General features: G+C 69.7%; 16 protein-coding genes. 6 read left to right on the plus strand and 10 right to left on the minus strand.

The genetic code is table 11. The features are described 5' to 3' along the window. Positions 1–3: 3 nt before the first annotated feature. The gene (locus ACFUO4_RS09550) at positions 4–1,023 is read right to left on the minus strand and encodes a hypothetical protein (RefSeq protein ID WP_383481758.1); all 1,020 of its coding nucleotides are present in this window, start codon (positions 1,021–1,023) and stop codon (positions 4–6) included. A 95-nt stretch (positions 1,024–1,118) separates the two neighbouring features. Here ACFUO4_RS09550 and ACFUO4_RS09555 point away from each other — a divergent pair, with 95 nt between their 5' ends. Both ACFUO4_RS09555 and ACFUO4_RS09560 read left to right on the plus strand, forming a co-directional pair. Further along, the gene (locus tag ACFUO4_RS09555; protein WP_383481761.1) at positions 1,119–2,000 is read left to right on the plus strand and encodes an NAD(P)-dependent oxidoreductase; all 882 of its coding nucleotides are present in this window, start codon (positions 1,119–1,121) and stop codon (positions 1,998–2,000) included. Positions 2,001–2,012: 12 nt separating this feature from the next. Further along, positions 2,013–2,384: an NTP pyrophosphohydrolase gene (locus ACFUO4_RS09560; RefSeq protein ID WP_383481764.1), complete on the plus strand. Its 372-nt coding sequence runs from the start codon at positions 2,013–2,015 to the stop codon at positions 2,382–2,384. A 75-nt stretch (positions 2,385–2,459) separates the two neighbouring features. Here the strand turns inward: ACFUO4_RS09560 and ACFUO4_RS09565 are convergent, their stop codons facing one another. From ACFUO4_RS09565 to ngcE, 9 genes are all read right to left on the minus strand, one after another. Next, positions 2,460–3,971 carry an amino acid permease gene (locus ACFUO4_RS09565; protein ID WP_079309797.1) on the minus strand — a complete coding sequence of 504 codons (1,512 nt, stop codon included), beginning with the start codon at positions 3,969–3,971 and terminating at the stop codon, positions 2,460–2,462. 138 nt (positions 3,972–4,109) lie between these two features. Next, positions 4,110–6,035: a 1-deoxy-D-xylulose-5-phosphate synthase gene (gene dxs, locus ACFUO4_RS09570; protein ID WP_079309798.1), complete on the minus strand. Its 1,926-nt coding sequence runs from the start codon at positions 6,033–6,035 to the stop codon at positions 4,110–4,112. Positions 6,036–6,215: 180 nt separating this feature from the next. Then, a complete protein-coding gene (locus ACFUO4_RS09575) occupies positions 6,216–7,538 on the minus strand; it encodes a sugar ABC transporter permease (RefSeq protein ID WP_079309799.1) in 1,323 nt (440 codons plus the stop codon). Further along, the gene (locus tag ACFUO4_RS09580; protein ID WP_079083355.1) at positions 7,535–8,326 is read right to left on the minus strand and encodes an ATP-binding cassette domain-containing protein; all 792 of its coding nucleotides are present in this window, start codon (positions 8,324–8,326) and stop codon (positions 7,535–7,537) included. Before ACFUO4_RS09580 ends, ACFUO4_RS09575 begins: the two co-directional genes overlap by 4 nt. A 242-nt stretch (positions 8,327–8,568) precedes the next feature. Next, positions 8,569–9,660: a sugar ABC transporter substrate-binding protein gene (locus ACFUO4_RS09585; RefSeq protein WP_079309800.1), complete on the minus strand. Its 1,092-nt coding sequence runs from the start codon at positions 9,658–9,660 to the stop codon at positions 8,569–8,571. A 133-nt stretch (positions 9,661–9,793) separates the two neighbouring features. Next, positions 9,794–10,993 (minus strand): ROK family transcriptional regulator, encoded by a 1,200-nt coding sequence (locus tag ACFUO4_RS09590; RefSeq protein WP_059195725.1) that lies wholly within the window; start codon positions 10,991–10,993, stop codon positions 9,794–9,796. Between the two features lie 183 nt (positions 10,994–11,176). Continuing rightward, positions 11,177–12,100: a carbohydrate ABC transporter permease gene (locus ACFUO4_RS09595; RefSeq protein ID WP_383481771.1), complete on the minus strand. Its 924-nt coding sequence runs from the start codon at positions 12,098–12,100 to the stop codon at positions 11,177–11,179. 17 nt (positions 12,101–12,117) lie between these two features. Then, complete coding sequence (locus ACFUO4_RS09600) at positions 12,118–13,053, minus strand: carbohydrate ABC transporter permease (protein ID WP_079309802.1); 936 nt, start codon at positions 13,051–13,053, stop codon at positions 12,118–12,120. Positions 13,054–13,119: 66 nt separating this feature from the next. Further along, a complete protein-coding gene (ngcE, locus tag ACFUO4_RS09605; RefSeq protein WP_079309803.1) occupies positions 13,120–14,565 on the minus strand; it encodes an N-acetylglucosamine/diacetylchitobiose ABC transporter substrate-binding protein in 1,446 nt (481 codons plus the stop codon). A 435-nt stretch (positions 14,566–15,000) separates the two neighbouring features. Here ngcE and ACFUO4_RS09610 point away from each other — a divergent pair, with 435 nt between their 5' ends. The 4 genes from ACFUO4_RS09610 (at position 15,001) to ACFUO4_RS09625 (ending at position 23,452) form a co-directional block, all read left to right on the plus strand. Beyond that, complete coding sequence (locus tag ACFUO4_RS09610) at positions 15,001–18,708, plus strand: GH92 family glycosyl hydrolase (protein ID WP_383482387.1); 3,708 nt, start codon at positions 15,001–15,003, stop codon at positions 18,706–18,708. A 20-nt stretch (positions 18,709–18,728) separates the two neighbouring features. Further along, positions 18,729–20,666 (plus strand): alpha-glucuronidase, encoded by a 1,938-nt coding sequence (locus ACFUO4_RS09615; protein ID WP_383481775.1) that lies wholly within the window; start codon positions 18,729–18,731, stop codon positions 20,664–20,666. Between the two features lie 89 nt (positions 20,667–20,755). Then, entirely contained in the window at positions 20,756–22,150 is a 1,395-nt protein-coding gene (locus ACFUO4_RS09620; protein WP_079309804.1) for a hypothetical protein, read from the plus strand. Positions 22,151–22,216: 66 nt separating this feature from the next. Beyond that, on the plus strand, positions 22,217–23,452 hold the full coding sequence (locus ACFUO4_RS09625) for an AAA family ATPase (protein WP_383481778.1): 1,236 nt from the start codon (positions 22,217–22,219) through the stop codon (positions 23,450–23,452). Positions 23,453–23,475: the final 23 nt, after the last annotated feature.

Below are 23,475 nucleotides of genomic sequence, written 5' to 3' on the forward strand. Positions count from 1 at the left end.
GGTTCAGGCCTCCCGCCACGCCTCCAGCGCCAGTCCCGGTTCGTCCTTGCGCCGGGTGAGCAGGAGTCCGCCGGTCGACGGGGACAACGTTGCCGCCACGACCCGTTCGTCTTCGTCGGTCGCGAGCGACACCCGTGCGTCCGACGGGAGTTGGGGCCCCGACTCCGTCCACCACGCCCCCGCGGCCTCCTGTTCCGTCGGATACGCGGCGAAGGCGACCCGGCCGCTCGACGAGCGCTGGGCGAGCAACGTGCAGTCGTGGCCGTCGAGTTCGCAGCGGACGGCGGAGACCGGGCCGGGACCGGCCGAGGCGAGGAGGGCGACGGGTTTGCCTCCCGGACGCCAGGCGCACAGCTCACCGGAGTCGTCGGTGTAGAAGAGGGTGGTGCGGCCGGCGGAGGTGGCCAGGGCGCGGAGCGTGCCCGGACGTACCGGGGTCTCGACGGCCTCCTCCAGGACCGGTGGGGTGCCCGGTTCGCCCTGCCGCCAGTACAACAGGCCCCCGGGGACGGCCGCGTACAGCTCCACGCGCCCGGACTCCCCCGTCACCGCGGCCAGATCCTCCTGTACGTCACTTCCCTTGAGGTCCCGCCACGGGTCCCATCCGCCCTTCTCCTTCTGCGCGACCATGCTCACCCCGCCGCCCTTGTTGCGGACGAACACGTGAGCGCGCCCCTCGCCGTCCACCGCGACGGCGGGCGCGCCGGTACGGTCGCCGGTCTTGTCCGGGTGGCCGATCGGCACCCAGTCGAGGGCGGCGAGCCGGGGACGGAAGTGCGTGGAGTGCACGAGCCCGGCCTCGCCAGGTTTGGTGGGCCGCCAGGAGACGAGATGGGCGTAGCCGTCGGCGCCCTGACCGACGGCCGGGCCGGGGCGGAGCTTCTGGTCGCCGCCCACCTTGCGCGCGGACGCCTCCCAGGGGCCGCCAGGGCCGAGCTCGGCCCGGCACAGGACGGCGTCGCCCGAGGGCAGATAGACACTGAGCCGGCCGTCGCGGCCGCGGAGAAGCCAGTCGCCGTTCACCGGTTCACTCTATGCGGGGGCGGGCGGGCGCCGACGGTCCGGGGGCCCGCCTGGTCGCCTGGCCACCCCCTGCCCACGCGTCTACGTTTGGCTGCATGACCGACAAGCTCACCGTCACCGTTCTCGGCACCGGCATCATGGGCGCCGCCATGGCCCGCAACCTCGCCGGGGCCGGGCACACCGTCCGCGCCTGGAACCGCACCCGCGCCAAGGCCGAGCCCCTCACCGCCGACGGCATCCGTGTCACCGACTCCCCCGCCGAGGCGGTGGAGGGCGCGGACGTCGTCCTGACCATGCTGTACGACGGCCCTGCCGCCCTGGAGGTCATGGAGGCGGCGCTGCCCGCGCTGCGCCCGGGTATGGTGTGGGCGCAGTCGACGACCGCCGGCCTCGAGGGGCTCGCCGAACTCGCCGCCTTCGCCGCCGCGCACGGCCTGGTCTTCTACGACGCCCCCGTGCTGGGCACCCGGCAGCCCGCGGAGGCCGGGCAGCTCACCGTGCTGGCGGGCGGCCCCGAGGCCCACCGGTACTCCGTGGCCCCCGTCTTCGACGCGGTCGGCGCCCGCACGGTGTGGACCGGCGAGGCGGGCAGCGCGACCCGGCTGAAGCTGGTCGCCAACAGCTGGGTGCTGGCCGCGACCGCGGCGACGGGCGAGGTGCTGGCGCTGTCCCAGGCGCTCGGCGTGGACCCGCAGGACTTCTTCGCGCTGATCGAGGGCGGCCCGCTGGACATGGGCTATCTGCGCGCCAAGGCGGGGCTGGTCCTGAACGGGCGGCTGGCCCCGGCCCAGTTCGCGGTGTCCACGGCCGCCAAGGACGCCCGCCTGATCGTGACGGCGGGCGAGGAGAACGGCGTACGCCTGGACGTGGCGGCGGCGAGCGCCGCGCGGCTGGAGCGGGCCGCGGCGCAGGGGTACGGGGACGAGGACATGGCGGCGGCCTACTACGCCAGCTTCGACGAGAAGGACGGGGACTGACACCCTGACTCCATGAACACCGATGCCCCGCTCCTCGTGATCGTCGATGCCGCCAACGTCGTCGGGTCGGTACCCGACGGCTGGTGGCGCGACCGGCGCGGCGCCGCGGAGCGGCTGCGGGACCGGCTGGCGGCGGAGGGGGTGCCGGGGCGGGAGGGGCCTGTGGAGATCGTGCTGGTGGTGGAGGGGGCGGCGCGGGGGGTGGAGTCCGTGGCGGGGGTGCGGGTGGAGTCGGCGCCGGGGAGCGGGGACGACCGGATGGTGGAGCTGGTGGCCGAGGCGGGTGGACGGCCCTGCCTGGTGGTGACCGCGGATCGGGAACTGCGGCGGCGGGTCGGGGAGTTGGGGGCGGAGGTGGCGGGGCCTCGGAGTGTGCGCGGCTAGCGCACACGTTCCGCGGCCCCGCACAGGGCGTCGTAACGCCTCGTGCGGGGCCGGGCCGGGTGATTGCGGACCGGGCTACTCCGCGCTCCCGTTCGGCTGCCCCACCCCCGTCCGCTCCCCCTTGGCCAGCCGGCTGTGCGACCGCCCGTACAGGAAGTACACGAGGAACCCGAGGACCATCCAGCCCGCGAAGCGGAGCCAGGTCTCGGTGGGCAGGTTGAGCATCAGCCACAGGGACGCCAGCACCGACAGGATCGGCAGGACCGGGACCCACGGGGTGCGGAAGGAGCGGGGCAGGTCGGGGCGGGTGCGGCGGAGGATGATGACGCCGATCGCCACGACCACGAAGGCGAACAGGGTGCCGATGTTGACCAGTTCGGCGAGTTCGCTGAGCGGGGTGAAGCCGGCGACGATCGCGATGATCACGCCGAGCAGGATGGTCGGGCGGTGCGGGGTCTTGAACCGCGGGTGGACGTGGGAGAAGAACCGGGGCAACAGACCGTCGCGGCTCATCGCGAAGAAGACGCGGGTCTGGCCCAGCAGCAGGATCATGCAGACCGTCGTCAGCCCCACCGCCGCGCCGAAGCTGATGAAGCCCGCGAACCACGGGTGTCCGATGGCCTTGAAGGCGTCGGCGAGCGGGGCCGTCACCGACAGGTCGGTGTACTTCTGCATACCGGTCACGACGATCGACACGGCGACGTAGAGCGTCGTGCAGATGAGCAGGGAGCCGAGGATGCCCCGCGGCATGTCGCGTTGCGGGTTCCTCGTCTCCTCCGCGGCCGTCGCCACCACGTCGAAGCCGATGAAGGCGAAGAAGACGACGGACGCCGCCGTGAAGATGCCCATGACGCCGAAGTTGGACGGTGCCCAGCCGAACATCAGCTGGATGAGCGGGGCTTGCAGGTCGCCGCCTGCCTCCACCGGCTGGGACTTGGGGATGAACGGGTCGTAGTTGTCGCCCTTGATGAAGAAGGCGCCCGCGATGATGACGACGAGGACCACCGTCACCTTGACGGCCACGACGATCGACGTCACGCGCGCGGACAGCTTCGTGCCGAGGACCAGGATGCCGGTCAGGACCAGGACGAGCGCCGCCGCGAGGATGTCGAAGCCGAAGCCGTCCGCGCCGTCGCGGCCGCTGAGTGCCTCCGGAAGGTGCCAGCCCGCGTTGTCCAGGAGCGAGGCGATGTAGCCCGACCAGCCGACGGCGACCACCGCCGTGCCGAGCGCGAACTCCAGGACCAGGTCCCAGCCGATGATCCAGGCGGGCAGTTCGCCCAGGGAGGCGTACGAGAAGGTGTACGCCGATCCCGCCACCGGGACGGTGGAGGCGAACTCCGCGTAGCAGAGCGCGGCGAGCGCGCAGACGACGCCGGCGACGACGAAGGCCAGGGCGACCGCCGGTCCCGCGTTGTTCTTGGCGACCGTGCCGGTCAGGACGAAGATGCCGGTGCCGATGATGACGCCGACACCGAAGACGGTCAGATCCAGCGCGGAGAGGGATTTCTTCAGCGCGTGTTCTGGTTCCTCGGTGTCCTGGATGGACTGCTCGACTCTCTTCGTCCGGAAGAGTGTGCTGCTCACGGGCGTACCTCCCACGCTGTCTCGTCCTCGACATGATCGAGAGGGGGCGTACTGCGTATGCCCCGGCGCGTGGGGATTCACGCAAATGGGCCGGTCGTACCACCCTTGACGGTGGTACGACCGGCCCATTCAGGCGTGTCAGTCGCGCGCGGGCTCCGGCTCCTCGGCCGCCGCCGCACTGCTGTACCTGCCGTCCAGCTTGGAGACCAGACCGGTGACCTGGCGGGCGATGTCCGGCGCGGTCAGACCGATCTCCGCCATCACCTCGGCGCGCGAGGCGTGGTCGAGGAAGCGCGGGGGGATGCCGAAGTCACGCAGCGGGACGTCGACGCCGGCGTCACGCAGCGCCTGCGCGATCGCCGAACCGACGCCGCCGACGCGGGAGTTGTCCTCGACCGTGACGACCACGCGGTGCCGTTCGGCGAGCGGGGCCATGGCCTCGTCCACCGGCTTGACCCAGCGCGGGTCGACGACGGTGGTGGTGATGCCCTGCTTGTCGAGGAGCGAGGCGATCTCCAGGCACATGGGGGCGAGGGCGCCCACGGAGACCAGGAGCACGTCCGGGGTGTCCGTGCCGGGCTCGCGCAGGACGTCCATGCCGCCGACGCGTCCCACGGCGGGTACGGCCGGGCCCACGGCGCCCTTCGAGAACCGTACGACGGTCGGCGCGTCGTCGACCTGGACGGCCTCGCGGAGCTGGGCGCGGACCTGGTCGGCGTCGCGCGGGGCGGCCAGCCGCAGGCCGGGGACGACCTGGAGGATCGACATGTCCCACATGCCGTTGTGGGAGGCGCCGTCGGTGCCGGTGACGCCCGCACGGTCCAGGACGAAGGTCACGCCGCACTTGTGCAGGGCGACGTCCATCAGGACCTGGTCGAAGGCGCGGTTGAGGAAGGTGGCGTAGACGGCGAAGACCGGGTGCAGGCCGCCGTGGGCCAGGCCCGCGGCCGACACCGCGCCGTGCTGCTCGGCGATGCCGACGTCGTAGATCCGGTCCGGGAAGGTGTCCGCGAACTTCTTCAGGCCGACCGGCTGGAGCATCGCCGCCGTGATGGCCACGATGTCCGCCCGCTCCTTGCCGAGCTGCACCATCTCGTCGCCGAAGACGGAGGTCCAGTCGGCGCCGGAGGCCTTGATCGGCAGGCCGGTGTCGGGGTGGATGGGGCCGATGCCGTGGAAGCGGTCGGCCTCGTCCTGGAGGGCGGGCTGGTAGCCGCGGCCCTTCTCGGTGAGGACATGGACGATGACCGGCCCGCCGAAGCGCTTGGCGCGGGCCAGCGCGGACTCCATGGCCTCGATGTCGTGGCCGTCGATGGGGCCGACGTACTTCAGGCCGAGGTCCTCGAACATGCCCTGCGGGGCGATGAAGTCCTTCAGGCCCTTCTTGGCGCCGTGCAGGGTCTCGTAGAGGGGCTTGCCGACGACCGGGGTGCGCTCCAGGAGGTCCTTGCCGCGGGCCAGGAAGCGCTCGTAGCCGTCGGTGGTGCGCAGGGTCGCGAGGTGGTTGGCGAGGCCGCCGATGGTCGGCGCGTAGGAGCGCTCGTTGTCGTTGACGACGATGACGAGCGGGCGGTCCTTGGCGTCGGCGATGTTGTTCAGCGCCTCCCAGGCCATGCCGCCGGTGAGGGCGCCGTCACCGATCACGGCGACGACGTGGTCGTCGCGTTTCTGGATCTGGTTGGCCTTCGCGAGGCCGTCGGCCCAGCCGAGGACGGTCGAGGCGTGGCTGTTCTCGATGACGTCGTGCTCGGACTCGGCCTGCGAGGGGTAGCCGGACAGGCCGCCCTTCATCTTCAGCCGGGAGAAGTCCTGCCGGCCGGTGAGCAGCTTGTGGACGTAGGACTGGTGTCCGGTGTCCCAGAGCACCTTGTCCTTCGGGGAGTCGAAGACACGGTGCAGCGCGATGGTGAGCTCGACCACGCCCAGGTTCGGGCCGAGGTGGCCGCCGGTCTTGGAGACGGCGTCGACGAGGAAGGTCCGGATCTCCTCTGCCAGCTGGTCCAGCTGCTCCAGGCTGAGCCGGTCCAGATCGCGCGGTCCCCTGATGCGGGTCAGCAGCGGCACCCGTGCCTCCTTGCAGTAGAGCTGTTGCCGGGCTTGTCGAGTCTAATGTTCCGCCTTTGCGGACGGCGCTCGGGAGGTGCGTCATACGTCACGCGATCGGCTGTACCCACGATCCATCGTTCGTACGACATGAAAACGGCCCGGCGCTGGATTTTCAGCGCCGGGCCGTTCTCGGACGTGCTAGCCGCGTCCGGCGGCCTTCTGGCTGCGACGCGACACCGAGTCGATGACCACGGCGCCGAGCAGAACGCCACCGGTGATCATGTACTGGATCGAGGTGTTCATGTTCAGCAGGTCGAGGCCGGTCTGGATCGACTGGATGACGAGCATGCCGAGCAGGGCGGACCACACGTTGCCGCGACCGCCGAACAGCGACGTACCACCGATGACGGCCGCCGCGATGGCGAGCATCAGGGTGTTGCCGCCACCGGCGTTCAGCGTCGCCGACGCCGTCTGGCCGGCGAAGAACATGCCGCCGACGGCCGCGAAGCCGCCGGAGATCGCGAACACGGTGATGCGGATCATCGGCACGTTGATACCGGCACGACGGGCCGCCTCGATGCCGCCGCCGACCGCGAAGACCTTGCGGCCGTACGTCGTACGACGCAGCACGAAGTCCACGATCACCAGCGAGGCGAGGAAGATCACCAGCGCGTTGGAGACACCGGCGGAGTTGTTCAGCACCACCGCGGCGGCGAAGGACGCCACGGCGAGCAGGCCGACGCGCAGCAGGATCTCGCTGGTCGGCCGGAACGGCACACCCGCGGCCTTGCGGCGGCGCTGGTCCATGAACGAGCCCACCAGCATGGACAGGACCGCGAGACCGGCCAGCAGGTAGGCGCCGATGATGGCCTGGTCCATGAAGAAGGAGCTCTGGCCGAGCAGCTGGATCGGGCCGCTGTCGGACGGGATGTTGATCGTGCCGCTGTCGCCGAGCAGCCACAGCATCAGACCGTTCCAGCCGAGGAAGCCGGCCAGGGTCACGACGAACGCCGGGACGCCGATCTTGGCGAAGAACCAGCCGTGCAGGGCACCGATGGCGACACCGGTCACCACGGCGAGGATCAGGGCCAGCCACTGGCCCATGCCGTGGTTGACCACGAACACCGCGAAGATCGTGGACGCCAGACCGCTGACCGAGCCGACCGACAGGTCGATCTCGCCGAGCAGCAGCACGAACACCAGGCCGATGCTCAGCATGCCGGTGGCGGCCATGAAGTAGCTGATGTTGGACAGGTTGTCCGCGCTCAGGAACAGGTCGTTCTTCACCTGGAAGATCGTCCAGATGACGATGAGGCCGACGACCACCGGCAGCGAGCCGAGCTCACCGCCCTTCACCTTGCGCTTGAACTCGGTCCAGTAGCCCTTGAGACCCTCTTCGCGGATCAGCAGGCGCGGGTCGACGACCGCGACCGGGGCGGCCGTGGGGTCGTCGGCGGGGGCGACCGTGGTCTGTTCCTCGACCACGCCGTCCGTCTTCTCTACCTTCGACGTGTCGCTCACTTTGCCGCCTCCGTGCTGCGACGCCCCGCACGACGGGTCACGGCGTTGTCCGTGGCGCCCGTGATGGCGGCGATGATCTCTTCGTGGGTGGTGTCCTTCACGGAGAAGGAACCGTTGTTCTTACCCAGGCGCAGCACGGCGACGGTGTCGGCGACAGCCTTCACGTCGGCCATGTTGTGGCTGATGAGGATGACGCCGAGGTTGCGCTCGCGCAGCCGCTCGACGAGGTCGAGGACCTGCGCGGTCTGCTCGACGCCGAGGGCGGCGGTGGGCTCGTCGAGGATGACGACCTTGGGGTCACCGATGAGGGCGCGCGCGATGGCGACGACCTGACGCTGGCCACCGGAGAGGCTCGCGATCGGGATGCGGACGCTCGGGATGCGGATGGAGAGCGTGGACAGCAGCTCGCGGGCCTTCTGCTCCATCGTGACCTCGTCGATGACGCCGCGGTGCAGCAGCTCGCGTCCGAGGTAGAGGTTGCCGACGACATCGAGGTTGTCGCACAGCGCGAGGTCCTGGTAGACCGTCGCGACGCCGAGTCCCTGGGCGTCGTGCGGCCGGTTGATGCTGACCGGCTTGCCGTCCCACTCGATGACGCCCTCATCGATGGGGTGGACACCGGCGATCGTCTTGACCAGCGTGGACTTTCCTGCGCCGTTGTCGCCGACCAGGGCGACGACTTCTCCGGCGTGGACCTCCAGTTCGACATCGGTGAGTGCCTGCACCGCACCGAATCGCTTGGAGACTCCGCGCAACGCCAGCACGGGCGTAGCGGACACGTGAACCATCTCCTTCGCCGCCTGACCGGCGGGGATGCCGCGCTTGGGGTAAGGCGCGGAGGATGTGCTCGAAGCACGATTTACTAGATGAACTTGCGCGCAGTCCGGCCGAGTTGGCAACGGGCGCGCACGGGATGTTTCCGTCCGGCGCCCGCCCCGCAGCGGGGTATGGAGGCGGGGTGGGCGCCGGAGGGGCTTGCACCTGCCGACGGGGCGTGCCGTGGCTCAGGCACGCCCCGGAAGGCGGTGGGTTACTGCAGGCCGGCCTTCTTGCACGCGGCGGCGTAGGCCGAGGTGCAGATCTGGTCGACGGTGTACAGCTTGTCCTTGACCACCGTGTCGTTGATGTTCTTCACGGTGACGGAGACCGGGGTCAGCAGCTGCGACGGGACCTTGTTGCCGGAGCCGTTGGTCATGGTCGTGGTGGCGAGGTCGCTGATGCTCTTGCCCTCGACCAGGTTGACCGCGAGCTGGGCGGCGGCGTCGGCCTCGGGCTTGAAGGCCTTGTAGACCGTGCTGGACTGGGTGCCGGCGACGATGCGCTGGATACCGGCGAGCTCGGCGTCCTGGCCCGTCAGCGGGATACCGGAGATGCCGGCGCCCTTGAGGGTGGTGGCGATACCACCGGCCATGCCGTCGTTGGCGGCGTAGACGCCCGCGATGTTCTTGGCGCCCAGCTGGGTGATGGCCGCCTTCATCTTCTGCGCGGCGACCGAGTCCTTCCACAGGCCGGACTGCTCGTAGGCGATGTCGACCTTGCCGTCGAGGACGCTGTGGGCGCCCTTCTTGAACAGCGCGGCGTTCGGGTCGGCGTCGTCACCGTTGATCATGACGACCTTGGACTTGGGGGTCGCCTTGGAGCCGAGGGCGTCCAGCAGGGCCTGGCCCTGGAGCTGGCCGACCTTCTCGTTGTCGAAGGAGACGTACGCGGAGACCGGGCCCTGGGCCAGACGGTCGTACGCGATGACCTTGACGCCCTTCTTGGTCGCGGCCTCGATCGAGGACTTGATGGCGGCCGAGTCCTGGGCGGAGATCGCGATGACCTTCACGCCCTTGGTGACCATGGTGCTGACCTGCTGGGCCTGCTTGGCGGCGTCCGCTCCGGCGTTGGCGTAGGAGACGGTGCAGTCGCTGCACAGCTCCTTGACCTTGGCCTCGAAGAACGGCTTGTCGAACTGCTCGTACCGCGTGGTGACGCTGTCGGGCAGGAGCAGGCCGATCGACTTGTTGCCCGAGCCGGAGCTGCTGCCGCCGTCGGAGTCGTTGTCGTCGCCGGCCTTGCCGCAAGCGGCGGCCGTGAGGGCGAGGGCCGAGACCAGAACGGGGACAGCCGCACGACGCATAAGCGTGTTCACTTCAGAAACCTCCCTGACGAGGCCGCGTCGTTGCGGCCGAGGTGGCTGGAAGTCAACTCGGCCACACGTGCGACGTCAAGAAGTAAATACTTAACGGGTTGGCAACGGCGGGTTTCGTTCTCTAAGTGAAGGCAGGAGCCGCTGAGTGCAGCGTGCCGTCCAAAAGGGTCGAATCACCCATCTCGCTGAGCGCGAGGGCGAGTGCTCCGAGCACCTCCGCACGGCCTCCAAGTGCCCCGGGGAGAACGGTGAGTTGACGTGCCGCGCTGGGAATGGCGTAGCGGCTGACGGACTCCCTGATGGGCCCGAGAACCAGCTCGCCCGCCTCGGCGAGATCACCGCCGAGGACCACCCTGCTCGGGTTCAGGAGATTGCAGAGATTGGCCACTCCACTGCCGATATGGCGGCCGACGTCGGCGATCACCCGACGGCAGCCAGGGTCTCCGTCCCTGGCCAGCCGCACGACGCCTTCCATCGTCAGGTCCGTGCCGTGACTGGACTGGAGGAGCGGCAGCACATAGCGCGCGGCCGCGAAGGTCTCCAGGCAGCCCCGGTTTCCACAGCGGCAGACCGGTCCGGATTCATCAAGAGTAATATGCCCGATTTCTCCCGCTGTGCCACCCGGACCCCGGTAGATCTTGCCGTCGATGACCAGACCTGCGCCGACACCGCTCGCGACCTTGATGTACGCGAGGTCCCTGACGCCCCTGCCGCTGCCCCAGACCATCTCGCCGAGGGCGCCCAGGTTGGCGTCGTTGTCGACGTGCACGGGGACGCCCAGGCGGCCTCTCAGCTCCTCGGCGGGCTTGGTGCCGATCCAGCCCGGCAGGATCGCGGAGGAGCCCAGGGAGCCGGACTCCAGGTCGATCGGGCCGGGGACGCCGAGGCCCACTCCGGCGATCTTCGACCGGTCCACGCCCGTTGCTGCGATCAGGCGGTTGACCAGCTCTTCGGCCCGGTCGAAGCCCTGTGTGGAGGAGGCGTCGACGTCCAGCGGCTCGGACTCCTCGGCGAGCACCTGGTGGGCGAGATTTCCTACGGCGACCCGTAGGTGCGTATGGCCGAAGTCGACGCCGATGACGATGCCGGCGTCGCCGCTGAGCGAGACGCTGCGGGCCCTGCGGCCACCGGCCGACGTGGGCGTGACCTCGACGGTTCCGCCGTCCTTGAGCTCGCGGACGATGTTGGAGACGGTGGCCGCGGACAGACCCGTGGTCCGTGCGATCTCCGCCTGGGTGAGCGACCCGGCCAGCCGGACGGCCCGGACGACCCGTTCCAGGTTGGCTCGGTGCAGCGACGACTGCGACCCCGGAGTCTCCACGACGACCTCCTGCGCGCGGGACCGCTTCGATGAGGCCCCGTCTATGTCCAACTAGTGAACTCTAAGCTGAGCCGTTCGGGTCGCCTCCCGTCAAGAGGTTGAACAGTATCCGGGGCTGTGGACACGCCTCGGCGCACCGTCACCTGGGGCGGGGACGGTGCGCTCACGGGCGCTCTCGGAGCGCTACTTCAAGGTCGCGGACGTAAGGCCCGCCTGCACCTGCCGCTGGAAGGACAGATAGACGACCAGCATCGGGATCATCGCGATGGTGACACCGGCGAAAAGCACCGGAAGGTCAGAGGCGTACCCCTGTTGCTGCTGGAGCTGGATGAGGCCCTGGGTGAGGACGTAGCGCTCGGGATCGTCACCGCTCTGCGGCTGCATGAGGACCGTCGGCAGGATGAACTGGTTCCACTGGCCGAGGGTGTTGAAGATGCCGACGCTGATCAGCCCCGGCTTCGCCATCGGCAGCATCACCTGGAAGAAGGTGCGGCTGTGCGAGGCGCCGTCCAGGATCGCCGCCTCGAAGACGGCCGTGGGCAGGGTCCGGAAGAAGGCGTGCATGAAGAAGACCGTGAACGGCATCGAGTAGGCGACGTACACCAGGATCAGCCCCTGGTAGGTGTTCAGCATGTCCAGCCGCTTGACCATGAAGAACAGCGGGACGAGGGCGAGGAACACCGGGAACATCGCGCCGGCCACGAAGAAGTAGTACAGGAACCGGTTGCCCCAGAACTCGTAGCGGGCCAGCACGTACGCCGCCATCGAGCCGAACAGCATCGTCAGCGGCACGGAGAAGACCAGCACGATGACGGTGTTGAGGAAGTAGTCGCCGATGCCCTTGTCCCAGGCCCGTCCGAAGACGTCCAGCGACCAGTTCTGCGGCCAGCCGAAGGCCGAGCCGCCGATCTGGCCGTCGGTCTTGAAGGAGCTCAGGACCAGCCAGAGCAGCGGCAGGATGATCAGCAGGGCCCACAGGGCGAGGAAGCCGTGCGAGAAGACGTTCAGGACGACGCCCTCGCTGCGTTCGTCGCCGGGGCGGGCCGGGGTCTTGGCCACGGGCCGCCGCACGGGGGCGTCCGCCGTCTCCTTGATGGGTGCGCTCATCGTCGTATCTCTCCCGCTCAGAACTCGACGCGGTCGCGGCGGGTGGCGCGCAGCATGACCACGGACAGGACCAGGGTGAGCAGCAGCATGACGACGCCCATCGCGCAGGCGTATCCGCTCTTGCCGAAGTACTGGAAGTTGCGCATCATCACGGTCGACATCACGTCGCTCCTGTGATCGGGACCGCCGCCGTAGGCGCCCATGTTCTGGGTCATCGAGGAGACGAGGACGAACATGTCCATCGCGACGATGCCCAGGTACACCCAGGCGGTCTGCACGCTCTCCCAGAGCAGCGGCAGGGTGATGCGGAAGAAGGACTGGTTGCGGCCTGCGCCGTCGATCAGGGCGGCCTCGTAGATGTCCTTCGGGATGGACTGCATGGCGGCGGAGAACAGCACCAGGTAGAAGCCGACGCCGTGCCAGACCACGGCGATCATCAGCATCCACAGCACCAGGTTCGGCTCGTTCAGCCATTCCATCGGGTTCTGGGCGTCGACCAGTCCGAGTTTGATCAGGATGCCGTTGAGGAGACCGCCGCCGTCACTGCGGTACACGGCGTTGAAAAGCACCGCGACGATCGCCAGTGACAGCACCTGCGGAAAGAAGTAGACGATCTTGTAGAACGACGATCCGGCGACGCCCGAGACCCCGCCGGCCCGGCTGCGTCCGCCCGCGTTCAGCATGAAGGCGAAGAACAGCGCGAGCAGGATCGTGATCGCCGGGATGAAGATCAGGAACAGGATGTTGTGCCAGATGGCCTGCATGAAGACGTCGTCGTCGAACAGCGCCTTGTAGTTGTCCAGGCCGACGAACTTGAAGGTCTGCGACTGTCCCTTCCAGTCGGTCAGCGAATAGCCGAACGTCTGGATGTACGGCCAGATCACGAAGATCAGATAGAGCGCCACGGGGACGAGAAGAAATCCCGCGACGAACCTGTGCTGCCCTTTGCGCATTGGCGTTCCCTGCCCCTGATGTCCTTTCCCGGGCCGGAGCGGATCCGGCCCGGGAAACGGCGTTGGTCAGTCCCGGTGGTTCTTCTTGGAGGCCGGGTCCTTGGCCTGCTTGTCGACCGCGGCCTGGGCGCGCTTGAGCCACTCCTTCGGCTGGATGCGCTTGGCCATCAGCTCGTTGGAGGCGGCCTCGATGGCCGCTCCCATCTCGCTGTACCAGTCGACGTACAGGTAGCGGAAGGTGTTGTCACCCGCCGCCTTGGACGCCTCCACCGTGGACTGGGTCCCCGGGCGCAGCGTGACGCTGGAGTCGACGCCGTCCTTGAGGATGGTCAGCGAGTTGGCCTCCTTGGCGAACTGCGTCGACCACTCCTTGGAGAGCATGCGCCGCATGAACTCCTTGGCACCGGCGAGGTTCTTCGCCTTGCTCGGGATGATGAAGGGCTCGCCGGAGCCGGCCCGGATCGCCTCGAAGGGCAGCTTGCTGTCGGGCAGCAGCGGCATCGGCAGGAACTTCATGTCGAAGTCCGCCGGGGTCGTCTTGAGCTGCTCGTTCTCCAGCCAGGAACCGCAGGTGATGAACGCGGCCTTGTACTGGTTCCAGCGGGTCTGCGACTCGGTGTGGGTCAGGCCGTTGGTGCCGGGCATCAACAGGCCCTTCTCCACGACCTCGTAGATCGCCTCGACGCCCGCCTGGGCCGCGTCGGAGCCGACGAAGGCCTTGGGGTCGAGGTTGTCGATCGCCTTCATGGCGTCCAGACCGCCGGTCTTGGCGATCAGGTCCATGATGGCCACGTTGATGTAGTACGGGTACTTGCCCTGGTGGGCGAGGCCACCGATGCCCTGCTTCTTGGCGTCGGTGCAGATGGCGAGGAAGTCGTCCCAGGTCTTGGGCTCCTCCCAGCCCTTCTCCTTGAAGAGCTTGCCCGAGTACCACAGGCCCCAGACCGTGTAGATGTAGTTCAGGGCGACGACCTTGCCCTCGAACGTGCCCGGGTCGAGGGTGCCGGGGATGAGGGTGTCGCGGACCTTCTTGGAGGGGTCGTCGACCGACGGGGCGTCCAGCACCTCGGCGAGGTCGAGGAGCTGGCCGTTCTTGTTGAGGACGTCGACCTTGATCTGCTGGGCGCCGGAGTCGTCCACGATGTCCGGCGGGTTGCCCGCGTTGAAGCGGGGCTGGAGCTTGCCGGTGATCTCCTGCGTCCCGGTGTGGCTGGAGGTGATGCCGAGCTTCTTCTGGAAGTCGGCCTCCCACACCTTCGCGTAGTTGTCGCCGTAGCCGCCCTTGAAGATGACGACGTCGAGCTTGCTGCCCTTCTCGGCGCCGAAGGGGTTGTCCTTGGTGGTCTTGCCCTTGGGGGTGTCGTTGCCGGAGTCGTCGTCCCCGCCCCCGCTGGCACACGCGGACAGGAAACTCATCGTGGGTACGGTGATCAAACCGAGCGCGGCGGACCGCTTGATCAGATCACGGCGGCCGACGGAGCCTTTGTCGTTCTCGGCGGAAGTGGATCCCATGCTCAAGTCCTCGCCTTCTCCAGGACTCAGGCGGTGAACCGGATCCTCGCCGGGCACCGCGATCGGGTCACGCTGGGTCGTGCAGGAAGTGCGGATCATGCAGATCGTGCGCGGGGTGCGCACGAACGGATCGGGTGAATCGCCGACAGGTATAGTCCACTTCCCGCCAGCGGAGCAAGATCGAATGCAAGGTTGGCCATTGGTCTTTTCCGAGTTGAGACCTCGCGGAAATATGTGCGAGCTGTGCGACGACGGACGGAAATATCACCGGCAATACCCCCGAACGCCCCACCCAACACCCTTGACATAGATCGCCACTTGGGCCACTACTGATCCTTGCGCATCGAACTGACAACGTTGTCCGCGATGGCGGGAGGGTGCTGGCACATGCGGCACAGACACAGTTCGGCGGTCGTTCTCATGGCCGCCTTCGCTTTGGCCATGAGTTCCCAGGGGGCCTCGGCCGCCCTGCCACAGGCGCCACCCGGCGCCGCCGGGGAGTTCGCGTCCTCCTTCGAGGCGGACGACCCCGCACCCGACTGGCTGAGCACCCCGGAGCGCGCCTCCGGCGTCGACGGCGGCTACAGCAGCGGCATCCCGGGCAATGTCACCGACCACGTCACGGACGTCCGCGCGAGCGCCGAGAACACCGGCGGCGGCGAGGTGAAGGAGAACCTCGCCGACGGTGAGGCGGTCACCAAGTGGCTGACCTTCGCCCCCACCGGCTGGGCCGAGTTCGACCTCGACAAGCCCTACAAAATCACCACATACGCCCTCACTTCGGCCAACGACTACGCCGAGCGCGACCCGAGGGACTGGACCCTTCAGGGCTCGACGGACGGCAAGGACTGGAAGACCCTCGACACCCGCTCCGGCGAGACGTTCGACGAACGGTTCCAGACGAAGTCGTACGACCTCCCGGAGCCGGCGGAGTACCCGCACTTCCGCCTGGAGATCACGGCCAACAACGGCGCCCAGGGCATCCTCCAGCTCGCCGACGTGCAGCTCTCCACGGGGGGCGGCGCCGGGCCGGTCCCGCAGGACATGCTGACGCTGGTCGACCGCGGCCCGATCGGCTCGCCGACGGCGAAGGCACGCGCCGGGTTCACCGGCAAGCGGGCGCTGCGGTACGCCGGGCGGCACACGGCGGACGGGCGGGCGTACTCGTACAACAAGGTCTACGACGTGAATGTCGCCGTCGGCCGGAACACCCGGCTGTCCTACCGCGTCTTCCCGTCGATGGCGGACGGCGACCGGGACTACGCCGCCACGAACGTGGCCGTGGACCTGGCCTTCACCGACGGCACCCGTCTGAGCGGGCTCGGGGCGACGGACCAGCACGGGTTCGGGCTGTCGCCGCAGGCCCAGGGGGCCGCGAAGGTGCTGTACGTCAACCAGTGGAACAGCGTGGCCTCGCGGATCGGGTCGGTTGCGGCCGGGAAGACCGTCGACCGGATCCTGGTGGCGTACGACTCCCCGCGCGGGCCGGCGAAGTTCCGCGGCTGGCTGGACGACGTGCGGATCGAGTCGGTCGCGCCGGAGCGGCCGAAGGCCCATCTGTCCGACTACGCGCTGACGACCCGCGGCACCAACTCCAGCGGCGGCTTCTCGCGCGGCAACAACTTCCCCGCGACGGCCGTGCCGCACGGCTTCAACTTCTGGACGCCGGTGACCAACGCGGGCTCGCTGAGCTGGCTGTACGACTACGCGCGGGGCAACAACGACGACAACCTGCCCACAATCCAGGCGTTCAGCGCGAGTCATGAGCCGAGCCCCTGGATGGGTGACCGGCAGACCTTCCAGGTGATGCCGTCGGCGGCCTCCGGCGTCCCGGAGACCGGCCGGGAGGCGCGGGAGCTGGCCTTCCGGCACGAGAACGAGACCGCGCGGCCGTACTACTACGGGGTGCGGTTCGAGAACGGCGTGAAGGCGGAGATGGCGCCGACCGACCATGCGGCGGTGCTTCGCTTCAGCTATCCCGGCGACGACGCGAGCGTCCTCTTCGACAACGTCACCGATCAGGCGGGGCTGACGCTCGACAAGGCGGCGGGGGTGATCACCGGCTACTCGGACGTGAAGTCCGGGCTGTCCACGGGCGCGACGCGGCTCTTCGTCTACGGCGTGTTCGACCAGCCGGTGACGGACGGCGCGTCGCAGGGGGTGAAGGGCTATCTGCGGTTCGACGCCCCGACAGTCACCCTGCGCCTGGCGACCTCGCTCATCAGCCTCGACCAGGCGAAGGAGAACCTGCGGCAGGAGATCCCGGACGGCACCGGCTTCGAGACCGTACGGGACCGGGCACAGCGGCAGTGGGACCGGCTGCTCGGCAAGGTGGAGGTCGAGGGCGCGACACCGGACCAGCTGACGACGCTGTACTCCAGCCTGTACCGGCTGTACCTGTATCCCAACTCGGGCTTCGAGAAGGTGGGTTCGGAGTACAAGTACGCATCCCCGTTCTCCCCCATGCCGGGACCCGACACCCCGACGCACACCGGCGCGAAGATCGTCGACGGCAAGGTGTACGTCAACAACGGCTTCTGGGACACGTACCGGACCACCTGGCCGGCGTACTCGCTCCTGACGCCCCGTCAGGCAGGCGAGCTGGTGGACGGGTTCGTGCAGCAGTACAAGGACGGAGGCTGGACCTCGCGCTGGTCCTCCCCCGGCTACGCCGACCTGATGACCGGCACCTCCTCGGACGTCGCCTTCGCCGACGCCTACGTCAAGGGTGTCGACTTCGACGCCGAGGCGGCGTACGAGGCGGCTGTGAAGAACGCGACGGTCGTGCCGCCGATGCCGGGCGTGGGCCGCAAGGGCATGGAGACCTCGCCCTTCCTCGGCTACACGAGCACCGAGACGCACGAGGGCCTGTCCTGGGCGCTGGAGGGCTACCTCAACGACTACGGCATCGCGCGGATGGGCCGGGCGCTGTACGAGAAGACGGGTGAGAAGCGGTACGCGGAGGAGTCGGCGTACTTCCTCGACCGGGCCCGGGACTACGTGAACCTCTTCGACCCGAAGGCCGGCTTCTTCCAGGGGCGGAACCGCACCGGGGACTGGCGGGTGGAGTCCTCGGCGTACGACCCGCGGGTCTGGGGGTACGACTACACCGAGACCAACGGATACGGCTACGCCTTCACCGCCCCGCAGGACTCCCGCGGACTCGCCAACCTGTACGGCGGACGGGCCGGGTTGGCGGACAAGCTCGACACGTACTTCGCCACCCCGGAGACCGCCTCCCCCGACTTCGTCGGCTCCTATGGCGGGGTCATCCACGAGATGACCGAGGCGCGGGACGTGCGGATGGGCATGTACGGGCACTCCAACCAGGTCGCCCACCATGTGACGTACATGTACGACGCGGCCGGTCAGCCGTGGAAGACCCAGCGCACCGTCCGTGAGGTGCTGTCGCGGCTGTACGTCGGCAGCGACATCGGGCAGGGGTATCACGGCGACGAGGACAACGGCGAGCAGTCGGCCTGGTACCTGTTCTCCGCGCTGGGCTTCTACCCGCTGGTGATGGGAAGCGGCGAATACGCCGTCGGCTCCCCGCTGTTCACCAAGGCGACCGTCCACCTGGACAACGGCAAGGACCTGGTGGTGCGGGCGCCGAAGAACAACTCCCGCAATGTGTACGTCCAGGGGCTGCGGGTCAACGGGCGTTCCTGGTCGTCGACTTCGCTACCGCACACGCTGCTCGCGAAGGGGGCGGTGCTCGACTTCGACATGGGTCCGCGGCCGTCGGCGTGGGGCAAGGACTCGGCGCCCGTGTCGATCACGCAGGACGACAAGGTGCCGAGCCCGCGCAGCGATGTGCTGAAGGGCGACGGGAAGCTGTTCGACGACACCTCGGCGACCGACGCCTCCGTGACCTCGGTGGACCTTCCGGTGTCCGGACCGGTCAAGGGCGTGCAGTACACGATGACGTCGGCCGGGGACCACACCAGGGCGCCGACCGGCTGGACGCTCCAGGGGTCGGACGACGGCACCACGTGGGAGACCCTCGACCGGCGGTCCGGGGAGTCCTTCGCCTGGGACCGGCAGACACGGGCGTTCACCGTGGGGTCTCCGGGTACGTACCGGAAGTACCGCCTGGTGCTCGACGGTGAGGCGGTGGTGTCGGAACTCGAACTGCTGGGCTGAGCAGGGCTGTTGGAGGAATCATGCGGGGTGTCGATCCGGCCTGGCTGCCGGACGGGGTGTTCCGGCCGATCGGCACCCGGCGGACGGTGATCCGCGGCTCGGGCCCGCTGGTGGACACGGTGTACGGCGAGCTGGCGGACGCGTGCGCGAAGTACGGGGGTGATGTCTCGCGCGAACCCGGGCCGCGCGACCTGCTGTTGGAACTCGGCGGTGCCGACGACTCCGAGGGGTTCACGTACGAACGCGGCGCCGGACGTGCCACCGTCACCGCGTCCGGTGCGCGCGGGCTGCTGTACGGCTTCTTCCATGTCGTCCGGCTCGGCGAGGAGGCGTTCCTCGGCGAGCCGGTGCGGCAGACCCATCGGCCGGCGGTGGGACTGCGCATGCTGGACCACTGGGACAACGTGGCCGTGCACCCGGTCATGGGCCAGGTGGAGCGGGGTTACGCGGGCGGCTCGCTGTTCTGGGAGGACGGCAGGGCGCGCGGAGACCTGGAGCGGGTGGCCGCGTACGGCAGGCTGCTGGCGTCCTGCGGGATCAACGCCGTGGCCGTGAACAACGTCAATGTGCACGCGGCCGAGGCACGCCTGCTGACCGACCGGATCGGTGAAGTCGCCGCGCTGGCAGGGGCGTTCAGGCGCTACGGCATCCGGACCCATCTGTCGGTCACCTTCGCGGCACCGGTCGTGCTTGGCGGGCTCGCCACCGCCGATCCGCTCGATCCGGAGGTGCGCGCGTGGTGGGCGGCGGCGACCGCGCGGGTCCACGAGGCGATCCCCGACTTCGGCGGGTATGTGGTGAAGGCCGACTCGGAGGGGCAGCCCGGCCCGTTCGCGTACGGCCGCAGTCACGCCGACGGGGCGAACATGCTGGCCGCCGCGCTGGAGCCGTACGGCGGCACCGTGCACTGGCGGGCGTTCGTCTACGACCACCACCAGGACTGGCGGGACCGCACGACTGACCGGGCACGTGCCGCGTACGACCATTTCACGCCGCTGGACGGGGAGTTCGCGGCGAACGCCGTGCTCCAGGTGAAGCACGGACCGATGGACTTCCAGGTACGCGAGCCGGTGTCGCCGCTGATCGGTGCGATGCCGGGGACGCGGCTCGCGGTGGAGTTGCAGGCCACGCAGGAGTACACCGGGCAGCAGCGGCATGTGTGCTGGCTGGGGCCGATGTGGAGCGAGGCGCTGCGGTTCGAGCCGGAAGACGGTGTGCGTGTCGGGGAGTTGGCGCGCGGCGGGCTCGTCGCCGTGTCGAACGTCGGTGACGACCCGTTCTGGACCGGGCATCCGCTGGCGCAGGCCAATCTCCACACCTTCGGGCGGCTGGCCTGGCAGCCGGACGCGGATGTCGACGGCATCCTCGACGAGTGGATCCGGCTCACCTTCGGGGCGGACGCCACGGCGGGCGTGCGGGCGGTCATGGCGGGCTCGTGGCGGACGTACGAGAAGTACACCGCTCCGCTCGGAGTGGGCTTCATGGTGCAGCCGGGGCATCACTACGGGCCGAGCGTGGACGGGTACGAGTACAGCCCGTGGGGGACCTATCACTTCGCCGACCGGGACGGCGTGGGCGTGGATCGCAGCGTGGCGTCCGGCACCGGGTTCGCGGGGCAGTACGGCAAGCGGTGGGCCGAGGTGTACGAGACGGTGGCGTCCTGCCCCGACGAGCTGCTGCTGTTCTTCCATCATGTGCCGTACGAGCATGTGCTCAAGAGCGGGAAGACCGTGATCCAGCACATCTACGACACGCACTTCGAGGGCGTGGACGAGGTGGCGGAGGCCCGGCGGAGGTGGGACGCGCTGGCCGGGGCCGTCGATCCGGTACGGCATGCGCGGGTGGCCGGGTTGTTCGAGGAGCAGCTGCGCAGTGCGCGCGAGTGGCGGGACCAGATCAACAGCTACTTCCTCCGGAAGTCCGGGGTCCCGGACCGGCACGGGCGGACTATTTACTGACAGATCTTGAGCGCCGTGCTTATGATGCCGCCGATGAAGACCTTCTCCTCGTTCGGATTGGGGGACTCGTTCGCTACAGGTGAGTGCTGATGGCAGCCCACCTCGCGAACGGGATTCCGACCCGCCTGTTGATGTGGCAGCGCGTGCGTGCGTACGCCGTGCCACCGTCCATGATCGAGACCTCGACGGTCCGGCGTACCGCCGGTGACTGGGCGGGCGCCTGCGCTGCCGCCCGGGTCGACGTCGATCTCGATCTGCGCGCCGTGCGTCGTCGTCACGGCACCGAAGTCACGGCTCAACTCCGTGCGGATCTGCGCCGGTTGGCGCCGGATCTGCTGCGCTGGCACATGCCCCGGGTCGCCCCCGACGGGCGGCTCCGGCCGGGCCTGACGCTCACCCTGGCCCGCTATCGGGGTGCCGTACCGCTGCAACTGGTGGTGCGGACGCCGCCGGCCTGGGCGGACGCCGGTCAGCGGATGGCGCTCGCGCTGTGGGAGGAGTCCGGGGACGGCGATCCCGGACCGCATCCGCATCCGCATCCCGACCGGCGTTTCCGGCTCGATCTGCATCGGCATCTGTGGGATGCGGGGCGCAGTCGCGAACTCGCGTGGCGCTCCTCATGGGGCAGGGCGCGTGGGGCCGACGACGCCGACTCCTCCTGGGCCAGGGAGCGTTGGGCCCCCGAGGCGGAGCTGATGTTCCGTGCCGACGGTCTTCCCCGCGGGGCCTTCACCGTGCGGCTCGGTCCGCGCAGTCGTACCGTGCTGGAACTCGTCGCGCCCGACGACAGTCATGTACCGACGGTGCGGCCGCTGCGGGAGCAGCCGCCTGCTCAGGAGGTCGCGGCGCTGCCGGTGCTGCCGGAAGCGGCGGCCCGGGTGCTGCCGGATCTGGAACTGGTGCGGGCCGGACTGGTCCCGGTCGACCGGCTGCATCCGCTCGTCGCCGCCGCGTTGGCGGTGCACCGCCCGGAGGTGGAGACGGCCGCCCCCGCCCCCGAGGTGCGCGATCCGCATCGCGTGGAGTGCCGGGGCCAGGTCCACCGGATCGCGCTGCGGGACGGCGTGCTGACGGCGGTCGATCACGACCCCGCCCAACTGCGCCGCGAAGAGCTGCTGGTGGTGCTCGGCGGACCGCCCCTGCCCTGCCTGCGGGCGATCGACGCCGTGCACCGGAATCCGGAGGAGCTGCCCGCGGTGCGGGAGCGGCTCGGTCACGGCGACGTCGTCGGGGCGCTGGCCGTCGTCGAGGCGCTGCTCGGTCCCGGTGCGGTGCTGCGTGACGGTCCGCTCCGGGAGGAGCTGGAGTCGGCCGCGGCCCGCCGCCTCGAGCACGGCCTCTACCGGTCGGGGCTGGTCCCCGAGCACCCCGCGGCCGAAGTGGCCGAGGAGGGGCGCCGTCCACGGCTCGACCGCCGTATCCCTCATGAGATGCGCCGCAAGCGCAACCGCCGGGCCCGGCCGCGTACCGGCCTGGCCGTCTGAACTCGACTTCCCCCTTCCTTTCGGGATCCCGTCCGGGACCCCCCTCCCACCCCTCAGGTGATGCCCATGACTTCGCACGCCCTGCTGCCCGCCAACCCCCAACTCGTCCTCGCCGACGACCTCCTGAAGCTGCTCCGGACCACCAGCACCGAGCCCCGCCCCGACGAGCAGCTCGAAGCGCTCACCCTCGCCGTCGCGGCCGACCTGCCCGTGCTGCTGTGGGGCGAGCCCGGCATCGGCAAGACCGCCGCGCTGACGCAGCTCGCCGCCTCCCTCGACCTCCCGCTGACGACCGTGATCGCCAGCGTTCACGAACCGACCGACTTCTCCGGGCTGCCCATCGTGGGCGACGACCCCGCGGTGCAGGGAGTGCCGATGGCTCCGCCGCAGTGGGCCGTGGAGCTGGTCCGGGCCGGACGGGGGCTGCTCTTCCTGGACGAACTGTCCACCGCCACCCCTGCCGTGCAGGCCGCGCTGCTGCGGGTCGTGCTGGAGCGCAGGGTCGGCGCGCTCCAGCTGCCGCCCGGGGTGCGGATCGTGGCCGCCGCGAATCCGCGGGCGTCGGCGGCGGACGGCTGGGAGCTGAGCCCGCCGCTGGCCAACCGGTTCGTGCACCTGTACTGGGTGCACGACCGGGACGTGGTGGTGCGGGGCCTCGGCGGGGTGTGGCCCCGGGCCGAGCTGCCCCGCCTGGATCCGGAGCGGCTGGCGGAGGCGGTGGCGTTCGCGCGGCGCGCGGTCTGCGGCTTCCTGCACGCCCGGCCGACGCTGATCCACCGGCTCCCGAGCACCGAGACGCGGCGCGGCGGAGCGTGGCCGTCGCCGCGCAGCTGGGAGACGGCGCTGACCCTGCTGGCCTTCGGCACGGCGGCCGGCGTCTCCCGTGAGGTGCTGGCGCTGCTGGTGCGGGGCGCGGTGGGGGACGGACCGGGCCTCGAACTGCTCGCCCACCTCGACCGGATGGACCTGCCGGACCCGGAGTCGCTGCTGGCCGACCCGCCGACGGCCGAGCTGCCCGAGCGCGGCGACCTGCGGCAGGCCGCGCTGGAGGCGGTGGTCGCGGCGGTCGGTGCCCGGCCGGAGCGGGAGCGCTGGGAGGCGGGCTGGGCGGTGCTGGTCCGGGCCATGGAGACCGGCGCCCCGGATCTGCTGGTCGCCCCGGCCAAGGCGCTGGCCGGGCTGCGGCGCGACGAGTGGGAGGTGCCGGCGGCGGTGGAACGGCTGGCCAGGGTGGTCGGCATCGCCGACCGGGCGGAGAAGTCGGTGGAGCGGGTGGAGGCCGGGCTGGGGCGGGGCCGATGACAAGGTCCGCGCCGCGTCCCGTA

It is taken from the genome of Streptomyces sp. NPDC057280, assembly GCF_042668605.1.
Lineage (GTDB): Bacteria > Actinomycetota > Actinomycetes > Streptomycetales > Streptomycetaceae > Streptomyces.

Excerpts from the sequence above, each read along its gene's own strand:
- ACFUO4_RS09555 (WP_383481761.1), top strand. The coding sequence starts at position 1,119 with ATGACCGACAAGCTCACCGTCACCGTTCTCGGCACCGGCATCATGGGC.
- ACFUO4_RS09560 (WP_383481764.1), top strand. The coding sequence starts at position 2,013 with ATGAACACCGATGCCCCGCTCCTCGTGATCGTCGATGCCGCCAACGTC.
- ACFUO4_RS09580 (WP_079083355.1), bottom strand. The coding sequence starts at position 8,326 with ATGGTTCACGTGTCCGCTACGCCCGTGCTGGCGTTGCGCGGAGTCTCC.
- ACFUO4_RS09585 (WP_079309800.1), bottom strand. The coding sequence starts at position 9,660 with ATGCGTCGTGCGGCTGTCCCCGTTCTGGTCTCGGCCCTCGCCCTCACG.
- ACFUO4_RS09595 (WP_383481771.1), bottom strand. The coding sequence starts at position 12,100 with ATGAGCGCACCCATCAAGGAGACGGCGGACGCCCCCGTGCGGCGGCCC.
- ACFUO4_RS09600 (WP_079309802.1), bottom strand. The coding sequence starts at position 13,053 with ATGCGCAAAGGGCAGCACAGGTTCGTCGCGGGATTTCTTCTCGTCCCC.
- ngcE (WP_079309803.1), bottom strand. The coding sequence starts at position 14,565 with ATGGGATCCACTTCCGCCGAGAACGACAAAGGCTCCGTCGGCCGCCGT.
- ACFUO4_RS09615 (WP_383481775.1), top strand. The coding sequence starts at position 18,729 with ATGCGGGGTGTCGATCCGGCCTGGCTGCCGGACGGGGTGTTCCGGCCG.
- ACFUO4_RS09620 (WP_079309804.1), top strand. The coding sequence starts at position 20,756 with ATGGCAGCCCACCTCGCGAACGGGATTCCGACCCGCCTGTTGATGTGG.
- ACFUO4_RS09625 (WP_383481778.1), top strand. The coding sequence starts at position 22,217 with ATGACTTCGCACGCCCTGCTGCCCGCCAACCCCCAACTCGTCCTCGCC.